General features: G+C 35.2%; 25 protein-coding genes. 2 read left to right on the top strand and 23 right to left on the bottom strand.

What is annotated here, in order from left to right; all coding sequences use genetic code 11:
- Positions 1-10: 10 nt before the first annotated feature.
- The 12 genes from CALHY_RS07520 to CALHY_RS07575 are packed head-to-tail and all read right to left on the bottom strand — an operon-like array spanning position 11 to position 12,630.
- Positions 11-1,111 (bottom strand): glycosyltransferase family 4 protein, encoded by a 1,101-nt coding sequence (locus CALHY_RS07520; protein ID WP_013403370.1) that lies wholly within the window; start codon positions 1,109-1,111, stop codon positions 11-13.
- A gap of 2 nt (positions 1,112-1,113) precedes the next feature.
- Positions 1,114-2,397: an O-antigen ligase family protein gene (locus CALHY_RS07525; protein ID WP_013403371.1), complete on the bottom strand. Its 1,284-nt coding sequence runs from the start codon at positions 2,395-2,397 to the stop codon at positions 1,114-1,116.
- The gene (locus CALHY_RS07530) at positions 2,381-3,571 is read right to left on the bottom strand and encodes an O-antigen ligase family protein (RefSeq protein WP_013403372.1); all 1,191 of its coding nucleotides are present in this window, start codon (positions 3,569-3,571) and stop codon (positions 2,381-2,383) included. The genes CALHY_RS07525 and CALHY_RS07530 overlap by 17 nt, the downstream gene beginning before the upstream one ends.
- On the bottom strand, positions 3,537-4,277 hold the full coding sequence (locus CALHY_RS07535) for an acyltransferase (protein ID WP_013403373.1): 741 nt from the start codon (positions 4,275-4,277) through the stop codon (positions 3,537-3,539). The genes CALHY_RS07530 and CALHY_RS07535 overlap by 35 nt, the downstream gene beginning before the upstream one ends.
- On the bottom strand, positions 4,274-5,398 hold the full coding sequence (locus tag CALHY_RS07540; protein WP_013403374.1) for a Gfo/Idh/MocA family protein: 1,125 nt from the start codon (positions 5,396-5,398) through the stop codon (positions 4,274-4,276). Before CALHY_RS07540 ends, CALHY_RS07535 begins: the two co-directional genes overlap by 4 nt.
- 29 nt (positions 5,399-5,427) lie before the next feature.
- Positions 5,428-6,741, bottom strand: a complete 1,314-nt coding sequence (locus CALHY_RS07545) for a nucleotide sugar dehydrogenase (protein ID WP_013403375.1) — start codon at positions 6,739-6,741, stop codon at positions 5,428-5,430.
- Positions 6,741-7,850, bottom strand: a complete 1,110-nt coding sequence (locus tag CALHY_RS07550) for a DegT/DnrJ/EryC1/StrS family aminotransferase (protein WP_013403376.1) — start codon at positions 7,848-7,850, stop codon at positions 6,741-6,743. The genes CALHY_RS07545 and CALHY_RS07550 overlap by 1 nt, the downstream gene beginning before the upstream one ends.
- Positions 7,851-7,893: 43 nt before the next feature.
- A complete protein-coding gene (locus tag CALHY_RS07555) occupies positions 7,894-8,679 on the bottom strand; it encodes a hypothetical protein (protein ID WP_013403377.1) in 786 nt (261 codons plus the stop codon).
- A 19-nt stretch (positions 8,680-8,698) separates the two neighbouring features.
- A complete protein-coding gene (locus CALHY_RS07560; RefSeq protein WP_013403378.1) occupies positions 8,699-9,586 on the bottom strand; it encodes a ComEC/Rec2 family competence protein in 888 nt (295 codons plus the stop codon).
- A 32-nt stretch (positions 9,587-9,618) separates the two neighbouring features.
- Positions 9,619-10,623: an electron transfer flavoprotein subunit alpha/FixB family protein gene (locus CALHY_RS07565; RefSeq protein ID WP_013403379.1), complete on the bottom strand. Its 1,005-nt coding sequence runs from the start codon at positions 10,621-10,623 to the stop codon at positions 9,619-9,621.
- A gap of 40 nt (positions 10,624-10,663) precedes the next feature.
- The gene (locus CALHY_RS07570; protein WP_013403380.1) at positions 10,664-11,452 is read right to left on the bottom strand and encodes an electron transfer flavoprotein subunit beta/FixA family protein; all 789 of its coding nucleotides are present in this window, start codon (positions 11,450-11,452) and stop codon (positions 10,664-10,666) included.
- A 32-nt stretch (positions 11,453-11,484) separates the two neighbouring features.
- Positions 11,485-12,630: an acyl-CoA dehydrogenase family protein gene (locus CALHY_RS07575; RefSeq protein ID WP_013403381.1), complete on the bottom strand. Its 1,146-nt coding sequence runs from the start codon at positions 12,628-12,630 to the stop codon at positions 11,485-11,487.
- Between the two features lie 190 nt (positions 12,631-12,820).
- Here CALHY_RS07575 and CALHY_RS07580 point away from each other — a divergent pair, with 190 nt between their 5' ends.
- Positions 12,821-14,023, top strand: a complete 1,203-nt coding sequence (locus CALHY_RS07580; protein ID WP_013403382.1) for a nucleotidyltransferase — start codon at positions 12,821-12,823, stop codon at positions 14,021-14,023.
- On the opposite strand, the gene CALHY_RS07585 is transcribed toward CALHY_RS07580, so the two are convergent.
- Positions 14,012-14,770, bottom strand: coding sequence for a patatin-like phospholipase family protein (locus CALHY_RS07585; RefSeq protein WP_013403383.1), 759 nt, complete (start codon positions 14,768-14,770; stop codon positions 14,012-14,014). The genes CALHY_RS07580 and CALHY_RS07585 overlap by 12 nt on opposite strands.
- A gap of 67 nt (positions 14,771-14,837) precedes the next feature.
- On the opposite strand from CALHY_RS07585, the gene CALHY_RS07590 reads away from it, so the two are divergent.
- Positions 14,838-15,815, top strand: a complete 978-nt coding sequence (locus CALHY_RS07590) for a nucleoside recognition protein (RefSeq protein WP_013403384.1) — start codon at positions 14,838-14,840, stop codon at positions 15,813-15,815.
- On the opposite strand, the gene CALHY_RS07595 is transcribed toward CALHY_RS07590, so the two are convergent.
- The 10 genes from CALHY_RS07595 to CALHY_RS07640 all read right to left on the bottom strand — a co-directional run bounded on the left by CALHY_RS07595 (position 15,810) and on the right by CALHY_RS07640 (position 24,498).
- Positions 15,810-16,268, bottom strand: coding sequence for an ATPase (locus CALHY_RS07595; RefSeq protein WP_013290618.1), 459 nt, complete (start codon positions 16,266-16,268; stop codon positions 15,810-15,812). The two genes, CALHY_RS07590 and CALHY_RS07595, sit on opposite strands and share 6 nt — an antisense overlap.
- Positions 16,268-16,774 (bottom strand): pantetheine-phosphate adenylyltransferase, encoded by a 507-nt coding sequence (gene coaD / locus CALHY_RS07600; RefSeq protein ID WP_013403385.1) that lies wholly within the window; start codon positions 16,772-16,774, stop codon positions 16,268-16,270. Before coaD ends, CALHY_RS07595 begins: the two co-directional genes overlap by 1 nt.
- Entirely contained in the window at positions 16,771-17,325 is a 555-nt protein-coding gene (rsmD, locus tag CALHY_RS07605; RefSeq protein ID WP_013403386.1) for a 16S rRNA (guanine(966)-N(2))-methyltransferase RsmD, read from the bottom strand. Before rsmD ends, coaD begins: the two co-directional genes overlap by 4 nt.
- Positions 17,326-17,449: 124 nt before the next feature.
- Positions 17,450-17,647, bottom strand: a complete 198-nt coding sequence (locus CALHY_RS07610) for an alpha/beta-type small acid-soluble spore protein (protein WP_013290621.1) — start codon at positions 17,645-17,647, stop codon at positions 17,450-17,452.
- A 98-nt stretch (positions 17,648-17,745) separates the two neighbouring features.
- Positions 17,746-19,785, bottom strand: coding sequence for an ATP-dependent DNA helicase RecG (gene recG, locus CALHY_RS07615; RefSeq protein ID WP_013403387.1), 2,040 nt, complete (start codon positions 19,783-19,785; stop codon positions 17,746-17,748).
- A 7-nt stretch (positions 19,786-19,792) separates the two neighbouring features.
- Entirely contained in the window at positions 19,793-21,433 is a 1,641-nt protein-coding gene (locus tag CALHY_RS07620; RefSeq protein WP_013403388.1) for a DAK2 domain-containing protein, read from the bottom strand.
- A 21-nt stretch (positions 21,434-21,454) separates the two neighbouring features.
- On the bottom strand, positions 21,455-21,805 hold the full coding sequence (locus tag CALHY_RS07625) for an Asp23/Gls24 family envelope stress response protein (protein WP_013403389.1): 351 nt from the start codon (positions 21,803-21,805) through the stop codon (positions 21,455-21,457).
- A gap of 12 nt (positions 21,806-21,817) precedes the next feature.
- Positions 21,818-22,402 carry an ECF transporter S component gene (locus CALHY_RS07630; RefSeq protein ID WP_013403390.1) on the bottom strand — a complete coding sequence of 195 codons (585 nt, stop codon included), beginning with the start codon at positions 22,400-22,402 and terminating at the stop codon, positions 21,818-21,820.
- 24 nt (positions 22,403-22,426) lie between these two features.
- The gene (locus CALHY_RS07635; protein WP_013403391.1) at positions 22,427-23,128 is read right to left on the bottom strand and encodes a pseudouridine synthase; all 702 of its coding nucleotides are present in this window, start codon (positions 23,126-23,128) and stop codon (positions 22,427-22,429) included.
- Between the two features lie 2 nt (positions 23,129-23,130).
- A complete protein-coding gene (locus CALHY_RS07640) occupies positions 23,131-24,498 on the bottom strand; it encodes an RsmF rRNA methyltransferase first C-terminal domain-containing protein (protein WP_013403392.1) in 1,368 nt (455 codons plus the stop codon).
- Between the last annotated feature and the right edge of the window lie 6 nt (positions 24,499-24,504).

The raw sequence follows: 24,504 nt of genomic DNA on the forward strand, positions 1-24,504 counted from the left end.
CCGCACTTTTTCAATACTCTTCTATCCTTTTGTAAAATTGAAAAAGCTTTTTCTCCTCTTCAGACCAGTTGTACTTTTCTATAAACGCCCTGTAACCATTTAAGCCTTTCTTTACTATTTGGTCTCTGTTGTTGTAAAAAAACAATATAGCATTTTTGATATCCTGAAGATTTGTAGGATCAACTAAAATACCACAGTCACTTTCCTCAACTATTCTTCCCCAAAGTTCAAAGTTTGAAGCAACGACAGCTACCTTTGCAGCCATATATTCAAAAAGTTTTAAAGGAAGCGAAGTTTTATACCGCGAAAGTGGTAGCAGCGTCACAAATCCAACATGAGCACTTTTTAAAATTCTAGGAATATCTTTTTTAGGCACTCTTCCCCATATCCTTATTTTTTCATCTTCGTATTTCTTTATCTCTTCAAAGTATTTTTGATTTTCAGCAGGACCAACAATGTCTAATCTTATGTCAAGTTCGTGCAAACTTTTCACTGCTAAAATCAAGTTTGTTATTCCTCTGCTCTGCGAAACGCTTCCTATATATATAAGGTTTAAGGTTCCATCAACAGTGCCATCTTTTTCTTCCAAAAATGTCTCAGCAACAGGATAATTTTTGATAACCTCCTTGTTCTTGCAATTAAATTTTAAATATATGTCTTCTGTAACAGTCACAACACCGTCTAAAAGTCTGCTTATAGTTTTTTCGGCCAGATTAAAAAGTATTGAAAACAACATGGTAAACGGCTCTGGAAAATACTTCCTGTCTTTAAAAGCTAAAGGATAGTCCTCATGCACGTCGTATATCACTTTTTTCTTTAAGAAAAACTTAAAGTACAAGGATAAAACCAAAAGGTCAGGGTCATGAAAGTGAATGATGTCAGGTTTAAATTCCTTAATTATCTTTATGATTTTTAAATAATTTTTATATCTCTTTGAGCGTGGCAATTTTAGAAGCCCAAAAATCTTTATCCCGTCAACTTCAAAAAATTGCTTGTCTGCAACAGCACATAGGGCTGTTTCATACTTTTTCGAAAGACTCTTTGTTATCTTGTTGAACACTCTTTCATCATCCCATGGATGGGCAGAAGACAAAACCAGCACCTTTTTCAAACTCAATACTCTCCTTTTTCTTCTTTTGACTTTGCTAAAACAAACAGCGAAAGTGCAAATACAAACCACATTATCCTCATCTCAATCATCTTTGATGAACTTATGCTTGATATAAAAAAGGCAGAAATAGAGCTTATTAAAGGGATTGTTGGTGGGTTTAAAGTATTACTGCTCTTTTTTATTTTAAAAAGATTGTAAAGTATATAGACTATCCAAATAAGATACAAGATGAATATTACCAAGCCGTAACACACAAGAACATCCAAAAACCAATTATGAAGTTCAACATTTACAGTATACTGTTTTACCTTTTCCATCAAAACCCTGCTGTTGCCTGAACCAACTCCAAAAAAGAGATAGTCATACAAAAACGAAAGACCATACACAATCAAAAGTTCTCGCCGCACATTAGATGAAAGATAAGTCTGGGAAAAATCAACAAGCGAAGAAATCTGAATTTTTATCATTTCAACTGCCTTATTAAACGCTCCAAAATCCAGTCTAAAACCTATTATAAGCATTAAAAAAACTAAAAATATAGCTCCATACTGTAGAAGACTCTTTTTCTGGTCTTTACCAGCCAAAAGAAAATAAACAAACAAAGCTATTAAAAATCCTATGTAATTTGCTCTGCTTGTGGTAAGAATCAAAAGTGGGATAGCCAAAACTGCGCCTAAAAAGGCTGCCCACTTTTTGAAAAAATTATTTCTACTTTTGTTTATCGCAACAGCTAAAATAAAAGGCAAATATAAAACCAAATAAGTTGCAAAATCGTTTGGATTTGCAAAAAAGGTTGAAGGAGTTCTATGAAGATTGTATAAAGGTACCTTAGATGTCCACAAATGTTTGTCAGTCACTACTTCTAAATAGCCTACAGCAAGATGGATGATAAATGAAATCAATATTATGTTTTCAAAAACATCCCATCTAAGATATTTTGAGTAATACATAAATATCAGTATCACAAATATATTGATGGTTAAAAAAACCTGGTCCCTCACTGCACTTTTTATATCCTGAGCCCATAAAAAACTTAAAAGTGAGTAGGCACACCACCCTATTAGAAAAAAAGTCGAAAAGTTAAGAAAACTCTTCAGCTCAATCCCATTTAACATCAAGTCGATAAAAATGAGAAAAAACAAAAATGCCAAAAATATTCTATATGCAAAAAGGTAACTTAGCTTTGGATACGCAAGAGTACTCCCAAAAAAACCACTCAAAAAGGTCAAGTACAAAATAGCTGGAATAACCTGCTGCTTCAATCTAACTCTAAATGCATTCTCCATCTATAGCTCTCCACCTTTTAAATCTGTAAATAGGCAAGAAAAGATAAAATGTATATAGCATGTTAATTAATAGCATCCTACTATTTGTAATTTCAGCCATATCAAACATCTGAAAAATGGTTATAAGAATAAATCCAATAAGAATATTTCTATCATATTCTTCTTTGTGTTTAAAAAAATTATATGCAGAAAGAAAAACCGAAAAATAAACTATAAAAACTAAAATCATATATCCTATTATACCATATTCAATAAGGGCATTTAAAAACAAATTATGTGCCGAGTGAAGGGCAACTATACCAGGCGCTTTTAACTTTCTAAAAAATAGCTCAAATTGACCTGCGCCAATTCCTTCAAACAGGCTTCTGTGTGAAAAATATCTCAAAACAAATTCAATCACAAAAACTCTCTGCCCAACAGCCGTTTTAGGATTTGTTACATCACTTAAGCTTGGAATTCTATAGAGAATCTTAGGAAGGAAAATAGTCAATATACCAGCTACTGCTAAGAAAACCTTTAAGATATTTTTTCTGATAAGGTAAATATTTATAAGAAAAAACTCGAATATATATACTACAAACCCTGTCCTTGAACCAGAAAGTAAGATTTCTATAAATATTAAGAACGATACCAAAAGTTTTGACTTTTCATCTTTCAACTTGTTTATCACAAGTGGGTAAACCATAACTAAAAAAAACGCAAATGTGTTTGGATTAAAAAAGATTGAAATAGTTCTCTCTCTAAAAGTTTTGAAAGCTATATAATACAAAAATTCAAAACTACACACAACTGAAGCAATTGCTAATAAAAACAACCATATTTTTTCTATTTTCAAAATGCAATCTTCGTTACATGAAATGAGGAAGATATAAAATATTGCTGGGAATATGAAAGCATTTATTACACCTATAATAGCCTTGTCCTTGTCTAAACTGACATTTAGTAACAAGAGAGAAATCAATGCAAGGCTCACATAAAAAAACATAGGAACAAAATTCAAAATGTCAAATCTCATTTTTGGTTTATAGACATAAAAGGATATAAAAAATAGCGCCAATAAAAACAAATATACAGGAATATACGAATACCTAACAAACTGCAGGCAAACAGCAGTGCTTGCCCCAAGCAAAAGCTCATATTTATTGGTTTTCAAGTAACTGATCAGCCGGTACATCTTTTATCTCCCTTGCAGGATTTCCCACAACAATCTTTCTTGGCATGACATCTTTTGTAACAACACTACCGGCACCTACAAACCCTTCTTCTCCAATCACTTTTCCGGGAAGCACAGTTGCATTTGCACCTATCCTGCCACCTCGTTTCACTGTAACACCTTTGAAATACTTTGCCCTGTCCTTCCCTCTTCCCGCAAAATTGTCATTTGAGGTCACAACACACGGTGCAATAAATGCCCAATCCTCAATCTCTGAAAGAGCAGTGATATATGCATTTGTCTCTATTTTACAACGGCTTCCAATAATTGTTTTGTTTTCTATGCTAACACCACGACCTATAATGGTATACTCACCAATTGTCACATTTTCTCTTATTGTCACAAGATCAGCTATAAAGACATTGTCTGAGATTACAGCACCCCTGTAGATTATGCTATTTGCTCCAATCTTGACGTTGTTACCTATTTTAGCGGGTGGAAGAACAATTTCTTCTGTGGTCTTGCTCGCAATAGCCTTTTGAGGAGATTTTCCTATAATTGTCCCATCAGAAATTTCGACATTGTCTCCTATAATGCTTCCTTTTTTTATAATTACGTTGTGACCAATCTTGCATCCGCTACCTATCTTAACATCATCTTCTATCACAACAAAATAGCCTATTTCAACGTCTTCAGCTATCTTTGCTTTCTCACTTATAAATCTCATCTTACCAACCTCTGCCTTTCATAAACCTTTTTCATATCCATTGTTGAAAAGTTAGTAAGTGGCAGTTTTATTGGCCTTTTTTCAATTGCAGATTTATAAATACCCAGGATTATCTCAAGCGACTTTTTACCTTCCTCTCCAGTTACCAGTGGATTCCGTCCGCTTTTGATGGCTTCAATAACATCCCTGAAAAGAGGAGTGTGACCAAACCCGTATACATTGTCTGGATTTTCGGCAAACTTTTCTAAAGCCTCTTTTTCATCCTCATCAGGCACACGCCACACAACAATTCTGTTAACCGATGTACCACCAAGCACTGCTGTGCCTGTTTGACCAAATACACTGAGCGTCTCTTCCAAATTTGAAGGCCAAACACATGTAGTCCCTTCAACAATTCCTCTTGCCCCACTTTTGAATTTCAAGATAGCAAATCCTGTATCTTCTGCTTCAATCGGTCTTAAAAATGTTTCTATATCACCATAAATCTCGTCAACCTCAGAACTTATTATCCATTGTAAAAGGTCAATGTTGTGGGTACATTGGTTCATAAGCGCACCACCATCTTGTTCCCATGTGCCTCTCCAGCTACCTTGTCTGTAGTATTCATTGTTTCTATTCCATCTAATACTTGCGACAGCGTACAGTATCTTGCCGAATTTGCCACTGTCGATGGTACTTTTAAGTTTTTGCACACTTTTATTAAACCTGTTTTGCAGACATACACCAAGTACTTTTTTCTTTTCTCTTGCTTTTTTAATCATCAAATCTGCATCTTCTATTGAAAGTGCCATGGGCTTTTCTACAATCACATGCTTGTTAAAATCCAAAGCAACAAGTGTCTGCTCAGCATGGCACCCACTGTATGTTGCTATGTCAACTATGTCACATTCTTGTTCTTTTAACATCTTTATATAATCTGTGTATATGGGTATATCCTTTTTTATTTCAATTCCTTTGGTTGCAAGCAGTTCATAATACTTTTGTCTTGTCCTCAAAGCTTTCTGGCTATCTAAGTCACAAAATCCCACAACCTCAAGCTGGTCATAGTTGTTGGCATAAGCCTCAGCATGTTTGAATGATATTCTCCCACATCCAACAAGACAGATCTTTAACTTGTCCATCAACAAATCCTCCATTACATTGAATTTTTTTATAGTTTATAAACTTTGTCTGATTTTATGCTTTTTGTTGCGTTTCTTGTATCAAAAATGAGGTTAGCATTCTCTACGATAAACTTATAATCATATTTTGAGTGGTCTGTTGTGATAACAATTATATCATACTTTTTGAGCGACTCTGCTGTAAAATCTACCGAGAAATATTGTTTGCCATTATAAGTAAAACTCGGTACATATGGGTCATTGTATTCTACCTCTGCATTCTCTTTTTCAAAAATCTCGATAATTTTCAATGCAGGTGACTCTCTTATATCATCAATATCTTTTTTGTATGCCACGCCTAAAATTAAAATTTTTGAGCCGTTCAAAGGTTTTTTGAATTTGTTGAGGATTTTCATAACTCTTTCAACCACGTACTCTGGCATATAGTTGTTTATTTCACCAGCTATCTCAATGAGCCTTGTATGATAATCATATTCACGCGCTTTCCAAGTAAGATAAAACGGGTCAATCGGTATGCAATGACCACCAAGCCCAGGTCCGGGATAAAATGCCATAAATCCATATGGTTTTGTCTTTGCTGCTTCAATGACCTCCCAAATATCAATGTTCATCCTTTCGCACAAAATAGCCATTTCGTTTACAAGGGCAATGTTTATATTTCTGAAGGTGTTTTCCAAAATCTTTTCCATTTCTGCAACTCGTGGAGAGCTAACCTTGAATACCTCTCCTTCTAACACATTCTCGTAAAGCCTTGCAGCTATCTCAGTACATGTTTTTGTCACACCGCCTACAACCTTTGGTGTGTTCTTTGTGTTATACACCTTGTTGCCCGGGTCAACTCTTTCAGGTGAAAAAGCTAAAAAGAAATCCTCACCGCATTTTAGCCCACTTTCTTCCAAGATAGGTTTTACCACTTCTTCAGTTGTCCCTGGATATGTAGTACTCTCTAAAACAACCAACATCCCCCTGTGAAGGAATTTTGCAATCTCCCTTGTAGAATTTACAACGTACGAAATGTCTGGCTGTTTGTATTTATCAAGTGGAGTGGGAACACATATAGCAACAGCATCAACATCACTAATTTTGCTGTAGTCAGTTGTGGCAAAGATTCTACCTTCCTTTACAAGATCAGCAAGTTCTTTGTCCACAACATCGCCTATATAATTTTGGCCTCTGTTTACCATGTCAACTCTCTTTTGCTGTATATCAAATCCAATAACCTTGTACCCTGCTTTTGCCTTTTCGACAGCAAGCGGAAGCCCTACATACCCAAGCCCCACAACTCCAATCACTGCTGTTTTGTTCTCAATCTTCTCAAGAAGTTTTTGTGCAATTTCATTCATTATAAACTCCCTCCAAATTGATTTATTGAAGTTGTTATATACTCTATCTCTTCATCTGTCAGTTCAGGAAACATTGGAATTGCAAATAACTTTTTGCAAAGCCTTTCAGCAACCTCAAAATCACCTTCTTTATATCCCAAAAAACTCAAAGCTTTAGTAAGATGTAATGGCACAGGATAATATATGCCTGTTGCAATTCCTTTCTGGGCTAAATATTCCATTATAAGCTCTCTTTTTTCATGTTGTAGAACATACAGATGATATATGTGTCCAAACTCAAAACTATTGCACTTTTTGGGGGTGACAAGTCCATCAAGCTTAAGCTCTGTAGAAAACTTTTGAGCTATTTCTATTCTTCTTCTATTCCAACTGTCAATATATTTGAGTTTAACAAGAAGTATTGCTGCCTGCACTTCGTCAAGCCTGCTGTTAAATCCTATCATTTCGTTGTAATACTTCTTTTTAGAACCATGCTGTCTGAGCATCCTTGCTTTTGAGGCAATCTCGTCAGAATCTGTTACAATCAGACCACCGTCGCCAAACCCGCCTAAGTTCTTTGTAGGAAAGAACGAAAAACATCCCACATCTCCAATTGTGCCTGCTTTTTTCCCTTCAAATTCAGCACCAAATGCTTGGCAGGCATCTTCGATAATATACAAGTTATACTTTTTGGCAATTTGTACTATTTTCTTCATGTCACACACTTGACCAAATATATGGACAGGAATAATAGCTTTTGTGCGCTCAGAAATCTTCTCTTCTATCTTTTCAGGGTCTATGTTGTACGACAGAGGGTCAATGTCAACAAAAACTGGTTTTGCACCCACTCTCACTATTGCCTCAGCTGTTGCAAAAAAGGTAAAAGGAGTGGTTATAACCTCATCACCTTTTCCTATACCAAGGCTTTCAAGTGCTATGACAAGGGCGTCTGTACCATTTCCAACACCTATTGCGTGTTTTACATTCAGATATTCAGCACACTTTTTCTCAAACTCTGCAACTTTTGGTCCTAAAATATACTGTCCGCTTTCAAAGACTTCTTTCACACGTTCTATTATTTCCTGTGAAATGCTTTTGTACTGTCTTTTCAAATCAATAAGCGAAATCATTTTTAGTCCTCATCTCCATTCTAATTTTGATATTTTGAAAAAATTATAAATTCTGGATAATATATTTTCTCTCTCTATATATTACATACAAAATTGCCACAATCACACCTGCCAGCATTCCAGCAACAACTCTCAATGCCTTTTCGAACTTGCTTCCAGCAGACTCATATACCTTCACCTTTCCATATTGATAAATGGCACTCTTTAAATCAATCACTTTGTTGTAATGTCCATTCACCCACTTGATAAGACTTATAGCAGCTGAAATCTGGCTTAGTTGTTCTTGTTCACTTCCAGTTAACCTTGTCTTTTCATATTTGCTTCTTTCAAGCAAAAGCTCATCCAAAAGTTTTTGAGCAGCTTCTGACTTACTTTTCAAATCTGAGATTACCTGGTTATCCAAACTTTTGAGATATTCATTTAGCATATTCTGAGCAGCAGTCTGTGAATCTGCAACAGCTTTTACAACAACATAGTTTATACCACTCTTTGAAGCTTTAGGTTCAATAAAAACCCCAAATCTCTCATCTTCACCATATCTGCTTGTGACATAGTCAATAAAAGGAGGGTTTAGCGCCACCATCTCTAAGTATTCTTTGTTCAAATCCAATGCAGTCACGTTAGAATACAGACCTTGCACCATATTGGAAACGTCGGGTGATGAAGTATTGAAGTTGAATGGATTCAAAAGATTATTATCAAGCCTTAGGTTTGTCTCAGCCGTCCACAAAGTTTTTGTAAAAAATTGTACAATCACAGCTGATAGTATCAAAAATAAGATAATTATTGCTGTCATTTCCTTAATCCTCTTTTTAAATATATAAATCATTTTTCAGCTTTTCTCCTTTCTATCTCTGGGTGATGAGTTTCAATGTGCCATCTGGGAATATCAGTGCAGCAATGTTGCCATTTTGTTCTGTTGTAAATATTTTAACTTTAAATTTCTCCAATCTCCTTATTGTGGATGAGTGCGGATGACCGTACGGATTGTCTTTTCCCACACTTATGATAGCCACTTTGGGATTTACCTTTTCTAAAAATAAACTTGAAGTTGCAGCATAGCTTCCATGATGAGAAACCTTCAAAACATCTGCCTTTATATCATGAACATTCCTTACTACGTCATATTCCACATTCTTTGAAATATCGCCAGTAAATAACACCCTTTTTCCCGCAAATTCAAGCATGACAACCACACTTGAATCATTCAAATCATCATAATCTTTAAGAGGTGACAAAAAAGTCAATGTAACACCATTTAATTTCAGTCTATCAAATGGTCTTGCAATTGAAATCTTTAGGTTCTTTTTCTTCAGTGCGTTTAGCATATCCTCAAATGTCTGAGTATTTGTTGTTTTATTGTTTGTATAAAATCTTTCTATGTCATATTTAGAAATAATCTTGTCCATATTGCCAATATGGTCCTCATGCGGATGAGTTGCAATCACCACATCCAATTTTTTGACATTTAATCTATCTAAGGTTTGTAAAACATCCTGTTCAGCAGAATTCGGTCCTGAGTCAATCAATACAAACTTATTTTCGGGTGTTTTTATCAGTATACTATCTCCCTGACCTACATCCAAAAAAAATACACTACATACTTGCTTATCTAAAAACTGGGCTGAATTTGTTCCCCAAAAGTCAGAAGTTTGAAATAGATACGAACATCCACTTAAAAAAAGAAAGAAAGCAATTGTTATTAAAAGAACATATACTGAAAATTTTCTTTGCATTACTTAAACTTCCTCCAGTGCACCTCAAAAAATCAGCAGCCTTTGAGCCTACTTTTAAAAGCTTTTATAAAACTTTTCATAATAGAGGTAGCATCTGCTACAATCCCGTAATGAGCAATTTTAAAAATCTGCGCATCTTTGTTTTTGTTAACTGCTATTATGAGTTTTGGATTGCCAATCCCACAAATATGATGGGCTGCACCCGAAACACCAAAAGCAAAATATATCTGTGGTGATACAATCTTGCCACTTTGACCAATTTGATATTCTTTGTCAATCCAGCCCATGTCAACAAGCGGCCGCGTGACACCCACCGCACCGTTTAAGATATTTGCAAGTTCAAAAGCATATTTTAAATTTTCCTTGTCTTTGATTCCCCTTCCTACACCAATAACTATTTTAGCACTTTCAAGTTTGTTATCAATACTCTGAGCTAAATTTTTTTCAATAATCTTAATTCTGCCAGAAAAAGGCTCAAAGTTCTCAAAGAGACTTTCAACAATCTCTACTTTACTATCAATGGTCTCAAAAGAACATTCAGCTACATTTTTTATCTTTAACGTAGCAAAGACAATAGAAGAATTTTTGACTAAAATCTCAGCGTTTATATTTCCTGCATATGCAGGCTTTAAAAAACTGTAGTTATGAGTACTCTCATCAAAAATAAGGTCTGTACAATCAACAGCAAACCCACATGAAAAGCGTGCAGCAACTCTTGCTAAAATTGACTTTATAAAATCGCTTGATATTGAAATGACAGCATGAGGTTTTATTGTATTTATATGCTGGGTTATAGCTTCGATGTAAGGCTGTTCCCAGTCTGAAAAAAGTTCATTTTCATAGATGACAATTTGACTTACTGGAAGTGTTTTCAGGTAATTTATATCTTTATCTTCCACTTGCCTATTCGAATATAGGTATAAAATAATCTTTTTATCTTTAACTGTAATTCTGCTCTCAATGAAAGAAAGAAGAGAAGCAAGTTGTGAGATTTCATCAACATGATAAATTGCCGGCACAAATATCACATGTTCCATTTCTCTTTTTAGTCCCCCTTATGAAATTGAAATTTAACGTTTATAAAAACCTCATAACAAGGTCGGCTATACATTCTATTTGAGCAGCTTCAAGGCCTTCATAAATCTCACATTTAACATCTTCAAAGCTTTGTTCAACAAATCTATCGACCGAGGTCTTTGAACCTTCTGCTCCTACTTTGCTAAAATCAAAGTTTTCTAAATCATCTAAACTCAAGACTTGAGGAGTATAAGAAAGAGCTTTTATCATAAGGCTCAGTTTTGGAAGCCTAAGAAATGCACTATCTTTCTTAACAGAAACCAGTGCTGGTAGTTTAACCTCAAACCTAAATAGTTGATTTTTAAATTTTCTTTCAATTTCAATGCGTTGCAAATCAAAAACTTTTATATTAGTTGCAAATGATATGTGAGGAATATTAAGATATTCCGCTATCTGAGGTGGGACAATAGATGTCTCACCATCTAAGGAAGACTCACCACACAGTACCAAGTCAAAATTGCCAAGCTTTTCAATAGCCTTTGCCAGCGCATACGCAGTAGAATACGCATCAGAACCAGCAAGTCTTTTGTCGCTCAAAAGTACACAGCTGTCACAACCAACCTCTATAAGTTCTTTTATTTTGCTTTCACACTCAGCAGGACCCATTGAAAGGGTTGTGATATGAACATCTTTATAAACATCTTTTATTCTAAGAGCAAATTCTAAAGCGCTAAGGTCTGCAGGATTGTTCATCAAATGCTGAGCATTTCTTTTTATTGTCCTGGTTTCAGGATTATACTCCACCTTTTCCGGATCAACGACTTGTTTTATACACACAAGAATTTTCATCTTTCAAAAACTCCCCCTCAAGTCTTAAAGATTTAATACTCTTTTATGATTTCAGACGCGATAATATTTCTCTGAATTTGATTTGCGCCTTCAAATATCTGAGTTACTTTAGCATCCCTCATCATCTTTTCAACCGGATAGTCTTTAACATATCCATTTCCACCCATAATCTGAACGGCATCAGTGGTGACCTTCATAGCAACATCAGATGCAAAAACCTTGCACGCTGAAGATTCCTTTGAAAAATCCTTTGCACCACTATCAATCATTCGGCATGTTGAATAAAGCATAGCTCTTGCAGCTTCGATATTTATGTACATGTCAGCCAGCATATGCTGGATTGCCTGAAAGGATGAAAGAGGTTGTCCGAACTGGACCCTTTCTTTTGCATACCTGATTGCATACTCATAGGCACCTTGAGCAATTCCAACAGCCATTGCAGCCACTCCAGGACGTGTCCTGTCAAACGTCTTCATTGCAACAATAAACCCTGTCCCTTCACGACCTAAAAGATTTTCCTTGGGAACTTTACAATCTTCAAATATAAGCTCTGTGGTAGAAGATGCTCTTATGCCCATCTTGTCCTCTTTTTTACCACAATAAAACCCTTCATATCCCTTTTCTACAATGAAAGCTGAAATTCCGCGCGGTCCTTTTGATTTGTCGGTTACTGCAAATACCACATACACGTCAGCTTCACCGCCGTTTGTAATCCAATGCTTGCTACCATTTAAAATATAATAATCTCCTTTTTTCTCTGCAGTTGTCTTTATACTGCTCACATCACTTCCAGCATCAGATTCTGTCAATGCAAACGCGGCTATCAACTCTCCTTTTGCTATTTTAGGTAAATACTTTTTCTTTTGTTCTTCTTTACCGTAAAGAATTATAGGATATGCACCCAGAGCTGTTGCAGCGTATGATACCGCAACACCTGCACAATTTCTTGAAAGCTCTTCTACAACAAGGCACATTTCCATAACACCGCCACCAAACCCACCGTACTCTTTAGGAATGTATACACCAGTGAGCTCTGTGTATGCTAAAAGGTCCAATATATCTCTTGGGAATATACCTTCTTTGTCATATTTTATTGCAACCTTTGACACGTATTCATCTGAAATCCTTTTTGCAAGTTTCTTTATAATCTTTTGTTCTTCACTTAAAAAATATTCCACCTTAAAAATTCGCCCCCTACTTTTGCAGTATCCTTCTTCATTAGTTTATCAGATGAAATTCTCTATTGTCAAACAATCATAAATTTTTTACATTGATGGGTTTATTTTGTAACAATAATTGTTGTATTGCGTGATTATTTTTTGATATCATACTTCATATAAAAAAACTGTCCTGGGGAAGGATTACAAAATGAAGGTTGCTGGAATAGTAGTAGAATACAACCCTTTTCACAATGGACACCTGTACCATCTGCAAAAGACAAGAGAAATAACAAATGCAGACATAGTTGTGGGCGTAATGAGCGGTAACTTTATTCAAAGAGGAGAACCTGCAATTGTAAACAAATGGGCAAGGACAAAGATGGCTATTTTAAACGGAGTAGATGTCATCTTTGAGCTTCCATTTGCATATGCCTGTAACAGCGCTGAAATATTTGCATACGGTGCAATATCCATTTTAAACCAGCTTGGCGTTGACTTTATTGTTTTTGGCTCAGAATGCGGTGATATAGATAAGCTTAAAGAAACTGCTAAACACTTGGCATTTGAAGAAGATGATTTCAAGTCAAGTTTGAAAAGTTATTTGAAAGAAGGGTATTCCTTCCCAAAAGCTCGTGAACTTGCTCTTATCAAAACATGTAAAACCAATATTGAATTTTCTTCTAACAACATACTTGGAATTGAATATATCAAATGGATTTACAGGTTAAGTTCAAAGATTGAACCATTTACTATAAGAAGGATAGGTACCTCTTATAATGACCCCAACCTCACACAAGACACATACGCTTCAGCTACTGCTATAAGAAGAAACATAAATAACCTGCAGGCAATCAAAAACAAAATGCCATCTGCTTCTTATGAAATACTGATAGAAGAATTTGAAAGCGGAAGAGGACCTGTGTTTCTTGAGGATTACTTTAAGCTCTTTATCTACAACGCTATCGTTGTACCAGATTTTTTGAAAGACAAAATTGATGTCAAAGAAGGGCTTGAAAATAGATTTGAAAAGTACATTTTCAATTCTCCATCAGTGCAACATCTTCTTGAGAATGTAAAAACTAAAAGATATACCCTTACAAGACTTCAGAGAATATTCATACACGCTATTGTGAGAAACAATTTTGACCAAAAAACTCTTCTTTCCATTACACCTTATGTGAGAGTTTTGGGATTCAACCATAAAGGAAAAGAATATTTAAATAAGATAAAAGACAAAATTGAGTATATCACAAAACTAAATCAGCAGTGGTTAAAAAACCCTCAATACAAAGAGCTTCTTGAACTTGAAATAAGGTCTTCAATGCTGCATGCCCTGCAATATAAAGATTTTCACAAATATCTGCAGACAGAATTTAAATCATCTCCTATCTATATCAGTTCAAGAAGCTAAATTCTTTAAGTTTTCTAACTCCTCTTCTGCCCTTTTCTTTCCTCTTTGATACGCCTTTTCTACATCGGCAAGGGTATATGGATTTATATCCTCAAGATCAATCTTTATAAGATAGTCAAGATAACCTTGTTTGAGTCTGAATATCTCCTCTCCCATGATATCAATTGTTGTCATTATCATTTCTAAAATATTCTTGGGTTCTTTGAGCAAGCCTTTGCCTGAAACATCAACACCAATTACAAATTCACAACCGTTTTCTCTCAAGACCTTTCCCGGCACTTTGTCTACTACCGCTCCATCAACCAGCACAGTATCCCCTATTTTATATGGTGGAAGAACACCAGGAACAGATATGCTGCTTCTTACAGCATCATATAAACTTCCCTCGCTGAAGACCACCTGCTCACCTCTTAAAAGGTCTGTTGCAACAACATAAAACGGATATTTCAAATCAGAAAACCTTTTATCTCTCAAAAAAAGCTTTAAAATCTCTTCTATATTTTTACCTGAAATGAGAGCATTTTTTCTTACTTTAAAATCTATAAGTATGTCATTTCTTATTTGCTTTGCCACCTTATATATAAGGCCAAGGTCATATCCAAGACAGTAAAATGCGCCTATAACAGCACCAATGCTTGAACCTGAAAAAGCTTCAAATTTAAACTCCTTTTCCAGAACTTCTATAACCCCTATGTGTGCAAATCCTCTCATTGCACCAGAACCAAGTGCAAGCGAAACTTTTTTCATTTTACCCTCCATACAGCAATAATATTTTAAGTAGAATACCATTTAAATATGTATTGGAGCAGAGCACTTGAGAGAGATATTTAACTTTACCGTAATAATATTATGTATACTCTATTTTTTATCTATACTTTTAAATCCTCAGCTTATCATTCAATCAACAACTAAATCAGTAATCATATGGTGGGAAAAAGTTTTGCCTTCTCTATTTCCGTATTTTTTAGTTATAAATATATTAATTGAATCAAAGCTAATAAACTATCTTTCAAGTATCTTTTATTTGCCTTCTAAAAAATTTTTTAAACTTTCACCAAATGGCTTTTTAGCAATGATAATAGGAATGCTAACCGGATATCCAGTCGGTAGCAAGATGGTATGTAACTTATATAACCAAAAATTAATCAGTAAAAACGAAGCTGTAAGGCTCCTTTATTTTGTAAATAATTCTGGTCCTCTTTTTATCATTGGAACGGTTGGAATTAATCTGCTTAGCTCTAAAAAGTACGGATATATGCTATTTTTTGCTCATATACTCGCAAGCCTGATAATAGCTTTGTGTACTTCTCGGCTTGCACAAAGTGAAATACTGTCAGCTTCCGCACCTTACAAACTTTTAAATTTTGACATTGGAAAGGTTCTATCAAAATCAGTCAAAGACTCAGTTGAGTCCATACTCATTATAGGCGGTTTTATAACTCTCTTTTTCAACTTGAATAACGTTCTCGAATATTTCAAAATTTATCACACAATATGTAGTCTCTTCAGATTTACAGGTGCAGATGCTACTCTTATAAAAGGACTTTTATATGGCTTGTTTGAAATAACAAACGGTAGTATGCAAATTAATACAAACTCTCTTCCTGTCTGGCAAAAATTGATAGCATCTGAGCTTATTATTTCCTGGGGCGGACTTAGTGTACACTTTCAAACCATATCCTTTTTGAGCGCAGCAGGTTTACAATCTTTTCACTATATCATTGGAAAATTGATTCATTGTACCTTATCTACAGCTATCATTTGTGTGGTTCTAATAATTATACCACTATGAATTTTTCTGTCTTATTTGGTCAATATTATCGTTTAATTCTTTTACAATATTTTCAATAGTTTTCTTTGTCTGTTCCAAAAGCTCAATGGTATAACTTTGGGCCATGAGTCTATATTCTTTTGCATGTTCTTTTGCTTTTTGGATAATCTCCTCTGCCCTCTTCTCTGCCAATTTGACAATCTCTGTCTCATCCACAAGACCTTTTACCTTGCTCTCCGCATCATTTATGATTGCTTCTGCTTCCTTTTGAGCTCTCTCTAAAATCTTCTTCCTCTCTTCTTTTGCCCACTTGACTTGAGAAAGTTCCTGCGGCAGTAAAAGCCTTATTTCTTTTATTATCTCTAAAAGCTCATCCTTTTCCACCATAACCTTTGATGTAAACGGTATTGATTTGCTATTTTCTATTATTTCCTCCATTCTCTCTAAAAGCTCTAATATGCTCAGCTCACCCATCACTTATTTTCCTCCGTTTCTGCATATTTCTTATTCAATTTTTTCATTACCTTTTTAGCAATCTTTTCAGGGACTAAGTCCTCTATGCACCCGCCAAATCTTGCAACTTCTTTGACCATGCTTGAACTGAGGTATGAATACTTGCTATTTGTCATCATAAAGATTGTTTCAATCGAAGGTTCAAGTTTTTTGTTCAAAAGTGCCATCTGAAATTCATATTCAAAGTCGGACACTGCCCTCAATCCCTTTACTATAACCTTGGCATTTTCTTGTTTCATGAAATCAATTAAAAGACCTTTAAAAGCTTTTACCTCAACATTCGGCAGATGCTCTGTTGTCTCTTTTAAAAGTTCAACCCTCTCTTCAATGTCAAACACAGGAGTTTTATTTGGATTGACCAGAACAGCCACAATTAATTTATCAAAAATTTTCGAAGCCCTTTCAATTATATCAAGATGACCATTTGTAACAGGGTCAAAACTTCCCGGATATACTCCTATCTTCAACTTCTCTTACCCCCAAAACAGAATATTGTGATTTTAGTATCACCATATTCTCTCTCTCTCAAAATAGAAAGGTTTTCATCTTCATACTGAAACTCTAAATTAGATTCAACAATTATAAGACCATTTTCATTGATTCTGTTATTTTCTATTATTTCAGAAATACACTCTTTTGCATAATCAGACTTGTACGGTGGGTCTAAAAAGATAATATCAAATACTGGACAGTTTTTAGACTTCAAAAATCTTATTACATCACCTTTTATTATCCTCGCCCTTTTCAACAAATCCAAATTTTTAAGGTTTTCCTTTATTAGATTAATGCACCTCACATCTTTTTCAACAAATGTAACTTCTCTGACACCTCTTGACAAAAACTCAATCCCCACATTTCCCGTCCCTGCAAAAAAATCAGCTACAATAAGCTTTTCATTCAAAAAAGGTGCTATCATATTAAAAATAGCTTCTTTTACTCTATCTGATGTGGGTCTTAACCCTTCAATATTTGCACTTTTTAATTTTCTACCTTTTTGCTGACCGCTTATAACCCTCATCTTTTAAGCAACTTCTTACAATTTGTTTATATATTGATTATATAAAAATCCCTCTAAAAAAACAACAACGAAGAGACTCAAAAAGTCCCTTCGTTGTTGGTAAATTTTTAAACACCTCGCGGGGTTATTTTCCAGCTGCTCTATTTTCATAATCCTGAATCATTCTCTTTACCATATAACCACCAATTGAACCTGCCTGTTTTGCTGTCAAATCACCGTTGTAACCTGGCTTGAGTGGTACTCCAATTGAACTTGCTACCTCTGCTTTTAACTGGTCAAGAGCCTTTGTTGCTTCCGGAACAAGCTTTCTATTTCTTGCCATGGCCTTCAACCCCCTTTTTTTGTTTGAGACTTTTCTTTTTTCACTATTTAATATGCTCTCTTTTTAAAAACATTATAACAAGAAATTTTTGAAAAGGGTTAAAGGCCAATATTTTCTATATTATTGTAAAATTGTTTGTTGATTTTCTCTAAAAGTTTGTTATCAACAAGATTGAGTCTAATCGTCTCTTCTGCAGCAATTCTCGCTTGCTTTAAAATATCCATATCATTTATGATATCGGCTACTTTAAAGTTCATGACACCATGCTGTTTTGTTCCAAATAAATCACCAGGTCCTCGAAGTTTTAGGTCCATTTCAGCAATTTCAAATCCGTTCTGACTTCTTGTTATAGCTATCATCCTTTTTTTGGTAATCTCTGAATCGCTTTGATTAAACAAAATACAGTACGACTGGTGCTCGCCTCTGCCAACTCGCCCCCTTAGCTGATGCAGCTGGGCAAGTCCAAATCTTTCAGCATTCTCAATCACCATAACTGTGGCATTTGGAACGTTTATTCCAACCTCAACAACTGTGGTTGAAACTAATATATGGATGTGTCCATCTTTAAAATCATTTAAGATTTTGTCTCTCTCTTTTGCAGAAAGTTTTCCGTGTAAGCAACCAATATTGTAGTCTTTAAAAAATCCTTCTTTCAAAGATTTTGCAAATTCAACTGCCGATTTTGCATTCAAAGTTTCTGACTCTTCAATCAGAGGACATATCCAGTAAACCTGCCTTCCTTCATCTAACTGTTTCTTTATGAAATTGTACACCCGCTGGCGAAAACTCTCATCAACAGCGTATGTTAAAATCTTTTTTCTGCCGGGAGGTAGCTGGTCAATAATAGAAATATCAAGGTCTCCATACAAAACCAAACTCAAAGTTCTGGGTATTGGAGTTGCTGTCATAACAAGAATGTTCGGTGAACTTCCTTTTTTTGTGAGTTCTACCCTTTGGATAACTCCAAATCTGTGCTGTTCATCAGTGATTGCCAAGCCAAGGTTTTTAAATTTTACCTCATCTTGGATAAGTGCGTGAGTCCCAATGACCATTTTGCAAAGTCCATGTTCAAGCTCTTTTAAGATTATTTCCTTTTCTTTTTTTGGAGTTGACCCAATTAGAAGTCTTACATTGAATTTATTACCAAAGTATTTCTTACATTCGTTATAATGCTGCAAAGCTAAAACCTCTGTTGGTGCCATCAGTGCAACCTGATATCCCGCTTTTATTGTTGCATATGCGCTTGCCAAAGCTACAACCGTCTTTCCGCAACCAACATCGCCTTGGATAAGCCTGTTCATCTGTTTTGTACTCTCTAAATCCTGTGCAATCTCTGCCAGCACTCTTTTTTGTGCCTCGGTCAACTCAAACGGAAGAAGCTTTTCAAACTCTTTTAAGCTACTTTGCACATTTTCAATTTTTATTCCTTCGTTTTTTTCTATGTTTTCTTTTAGAAGCAAAAGGGAAAGCTGAAGAAGATAAAATTCTTCAAACACAAGCCTTTTCCTTGCAAGTTCTAAGCTCAATTTGTTTTCTGGAAAATGAATATTTTTTATTGCAAAATTGATTTCACTCAAATTATATTTTTGCCTTATATAAGGCGGAATTATATCTATAAGCATTCCATCAACTTGCTTCAGAAGATTGTTCACAATATTTCTAATCACCTTTTGAGAAAGACCTTCTGTAGAATTGTATACAGGAACAATCCTGCCTGTATGAAGAAGATGTTGGTCATATTTCTCAAATTCAGGATTTTTGACCTCAATATAAAAGCCTTTTCTCTCTATCTTCCCAGAAAAGCAGAATATCTCTCCTTCTTTCAAAACGTTTTTTATATAGTCCTGGTTAAACCATACTGTTGTAACAACGCCTGTACTATCTTCAACAGGAATTTTTATTATCTTTACTGACTTTGTTTCTATCTCCACAGGCTTGCCAGCAACCTTTGCAACAAATGACTCTATCTCACCATCACAAAGCTCTCTTATTTTCTTTAGCCTACTATAATCAAGATATTTTCGTGGTATGTGCCAGAGCAAATCCTCGGCTTTTTTTATACCCAGCTTTTTAAATAGCTTTTCTCTGTTTTCTCCAACACCTTTTAAGAATCTTATGTCTTTTTCAAGAACATTCATTTTACCATCACATCTCAGCCACAATAATTAATTGATAAATTTCATTTCCACTTTCATAGCTCTCAATGTCAATTTTCGGGTATCTTTCTTGTATGTTTTTAACAAGCACCTCTATATCTTCTAAGGCCACATCTTTGCCATAGTAGATACTCAAAATCTGGGTTGTAGAATCAACAATTTTTTTCACACAAGCCAGAGCTACTTTTTGCATATCTTTGTCGCATGCCACAATTTCTTTTTTTGAAATCCCTATAAAATCGCCTTCTTCAATCTCAAACCCGTTTATTTTTGTATTTCTCACTGCTTGAGTTATTTCTACAACCTTTACTGAGTCTATAGCTTCTTGCATGAGCTTTATATTTTCTTCAATACTCTTGTTCAAATCAAACTTTATCATTGCAGCAATGCACTCGGGAATGTTGGTTGTCTTCATAATCACTACATTTTTATTTGTATTTACCAGCTGTAAAGAAAGCTCTGCAGACATAATCACGTTTTTATTGTTCGGGAAAATAAATACATTTTTGGCTGGTACATTCTTTATAGCATTTACAAAGTCCTCAGCGCTTGGATTCATAGTCTGTCCGCCTTCAATTATAAAATCAACACCCAAGCCTTTTAATATTTCATTGAATCCTTCTCCCTGTGATACAGCTACAAAACCATATTCTTTTGTAATAACTTCAGCCTGTGTTTGAGCTTCTGTCTCAAGGTTTTCTCTTTTACTTATAAACTCCTGGTGCTGATATTTCATATTATCAATCTTTATATTTATAAGCTCACCATACTTCAAAGCCTTTTCTATTACCTTGCCAGGCGAATTTGTGTGAACGTGAGTTTTGAGAATGTCACCATCCTGGATTACAATAATTGAATCACCAATTGTCTCAAGATATTCCTTAAATTCTTTTTCAATATTCTTTTTCAAACCGGTAATAAAAAACTCTGTACAGTAAGTAAACTTAATATCTTTAGGTTTAAAAGTGAGGGCTGTATAAACTTCCTGCTGTGATGGCTCTTCAAATACCATCCCTTCTTTTAAGAATTTATACATCCCTTCAAAAATTATGACAAGACCCATACCGCCACTGTCAACTACATTTGCTTCTTTTAAAATAGGAAGCATCTCTGGTGTCTTTGCAAGCCACTTCTTTCCGCTTGAAACGCACACTTCCAGCAAATCCTCTATTTCGCTCACAATGCCTTCTGCCACTTCTTTTTCAACATCCTCTGCAATCCCGCGTGCAACTGTAAGCATAGTCCCTTCTGTAGGTTTCATCACTGCTTTGTAAGCACTTGCAGACGCAGATTTTAAACAAGCAACAAATGTTGGTATATCTATAACATCTTTGCCTTTTAGCTCTTTGGCAAATCCGCGCAAAAGCTGAGAAAGAATAACTCCAGAATTGCCGCGTGCACCTTTTAAGCTGCCAAAAGCAACTGCATTCATAAGTTTGTCCACATCTTCAAAAGTCTTCCCGTTTATCTCTTTTATGCTGCTGTCAAGAGTCGCAGACATATTGGTGCCTGTGTCACCATCTGGTACTGGGAAGACGTTTAAAGAATTTATTTTATCTATGTGCAATTTTAAGTAGTTATTTGCAGCTTTTAACATATCTTTCAATACATCTGCAGTTAAAAGTTTCATAGTCCAATCCTCCTCAGCAAGTTACAAACGAATACCATCTACAAAGATATTTATAGCCCCCGGTTTTAGACCTGTGTATTTTTCAATAGCATATGAAACTCTTTCTCTGATATTTTCAGCAATAACAGGAATTCTGGTACCGTACTCCACAATTATGTGGATATCAACATTAACAACACCATTTTCTGCCAAAACCTTTATGCCTTTTTGCAAGTTTTCCCTGCCAAGAAGTGTAACTATCCCGTCTGCTACACTCTTTGATGCCATACCAACAACACCATAGCTTTCCATACACGAAAGCCCAATTATTGTAGCAATGCAATCATTGGTAATCTCTATCTTTCCAAATTCATTTTCAAAATGAACGCCCATAATCTTCATCTCCTATCTTTTTACTATCTTCGACAACCTTTTATAAAGGACAAAAGTAACCACCGAAATAATTGTACCTTTTACCAAATTAAATGGAATTATTGAAAACAAAATTAATGTAAACTTATCTGTCACAAGACCATTTACCTTCGCAGCAATTTTTACTATATCTGAGATTGGAAATTTCAAAGCCTTTTCGTAAAGAGGAAGAAGTATAAAATAGTTTAGCAAGCCTGCCCAGATAGAAAATGCAATGGTAGAAATAATAAGAGCTACTGCAGCACCTTTTTTAGTTCTATTCTTGGCATATATGTATCCCGCAATGTACACAAAAAAGCCGCCAATCATAAAGTTAGCAAACTCGCCTATCCCAGCCGTTTTGGTAACAAACAGATGAAGTACATTTTTCAAAAATTCAACACCCATACCCCAAGCAGGTCCAAGAGCAAACGAAATTATCAATGCTACACAGTCACTAAAATCAAGCTTTAAAAAGTCCGGAAATATCCCTAAAGGAAACTCTATAAGCATTACAACAAATGCCAAAGCACCAAAGATTGAAACCTTAACAAGATTTTTTAACTCAACCTGTTTCATCTTTCAATTACCTCTCCTCTCTTTTTACTTACCAAACACCAAATAAGCCTCTTCTTCTTTCATCACCCTGTATTCACCCGGTTTTAAACTTTCGTCTAAATTAAGACCTCCTATTCTCAGGCGTTTTAAGTCCACCACCTTATTTCCAATTGCTTCGAACATCCTTTTAACCTGATGATATTTACCTTCATATATACACAATTTGACTGTGGTACTATCAATAATAGTATATTTTGCAGGAAGTGTCTTATAACCATCATCTAAAATAATACCATTTTCAAACTCTTTTAATCTTTCCTCATCCACCTCTTTTTCAAGCCTTACTAAATACTCTTTTTCAATTCTTTTTCTGGGTGAGATAACTCTGTGCGTATATTCACCATCATCTGTAATTATCAAAAGACCTTCTGCATCTTTGTCAAGCCTTCCAACTGTATGCAAATCTCGATACTTTAAATTATCAGAAATAAGTGAGAACACTGTAAGTGATGCCGGGTCGTCATTTGAGCACACATAACCTTTCGGTTTGTTCATCATGATATAAATCCGTCTACTGAACTTTACAATCCTGCCATCGACTTCTACTACATCTTCTTCGGGATTAATCTTAAAATCAACTTCTACTATTCGTTTCCCATTTACAGTCACAATTCCTCCTCTTATTAGTTTTTTAACCTGACTTCGTGAACCAAATCCACAGTGAGTCAGAAACTTGTCAAGTCTCATTTTTATTCCAATCTCCATCCTTTTGGAAAATAATTTTTTATTATATGTCCCTCTGCTTTACCCCATCCAAGGGTAAAGCCGTCTACACATATTCCTACAAATCCATTTAGATTTTCTTTATTCTCTATTGTCTCACCTTTTAAATACCTCAACAGCCTTTCATCATCTTGAGAAAAGTTAATAGCAACCTTGAGATTTTCGCACTTTAAACTCGCAATCAAATGAGCAGAAGGATAAAATCTTCCTTTGTAAACTTCTCCCAGCAAAAGACCATTTCGAAGCGGTGTTATTTTATCAAAAGGTCCGTCAAAACCCAAATACAGTTTGCTTGCTTTTTTATAAAACACCCTATCCTTGAAGTGACTTAAGTCTATGTTTAAGTATTTATTGTAAAATTTTTCAAAAATTTTCAATTCCTCGCTGTCCACCTCAAATCTTTGTGGCTGAAAAGTCCACTCAGCTCCACTTTCTCTCACCTTTTTTAGCTTGCAAATAAAATGTCCCTCGCCTCTGACCCTGTGTGGGTAAATTCTCACCGCTTTTTTCAAATTTTTATTGCCATTTATCTCAATCCCATCCGAAAAACCCTCATATTTTTTTATCTCAATAACTTCATAGTTTTTATGTTTTTTCAAGAACCAGTCAATAATTCCTTCATTCTCTTCTACTTCAAACGTACAGGTAGAATATACTATCTCGCCACCCACTTTTAAAAGTTCATCTACCTCTGTCATGATACTTCTCTGCAGATTAACATACTTTTCAGGGTGATTGGAAGTCCATTTTTTAGCTGCCGTCGGGTCTTTGCGAAACATTCCCTCACCAGAACAAGGTGCGTCCACTAATATCTTGTCAAAATATGCGCCATAGCTTTCAGCTATCTCTTTCGGCTTGTTATTCAGAATTACAACATTTGTAAGCCCGAGATTTTCAACATTCTTTACAAGCGCCTTGATTCTTGATGGTTTTACATCATTGGATACAAGCAAGCCATTTTGACCAAGTCTTGCTGCTATCTGAATGCTCTTTCCCCCAGGTGCTGCACACAAATCCAAGACTTTTTCGCCTTCCTTTACATCCAAAGCCTCAACCGGAAACATGGCAGATGGTTCCTGAATATACACAAGCCCAGCAAAATAGTATGGGTGTTTGCTCAGTCTTATCTCTTCAGTGTAGTAAAAACCATCTTTACACCATGGGACCTTTTCAAATTCAATTCCCATTTTCTCTATAAACTCTTCGACTGAAACTTTGGCAGTATTGACCCTAAAACCTTTATAACTGTCAAAGTCGTATACTTTTATAAACTGGTCAAACTCATCATTTAAAATCTCTTTCATCTTTGACAAAAATTCTTCTGGCAAGTTCAATTTAAA

This window comes from Caldicellulosiruptor hydrothermalis 108, assembly GCF_000166355.1.
Classification (GTDB): domain Bacteria; phylum Bacillota; class Thermoanaerobacteria; order Caldicellulosiruptorales; family Caldicellulosiruptoraceae; genus Caldicellulosiruptor; species Caldicellulosiruptor hydrothermalis.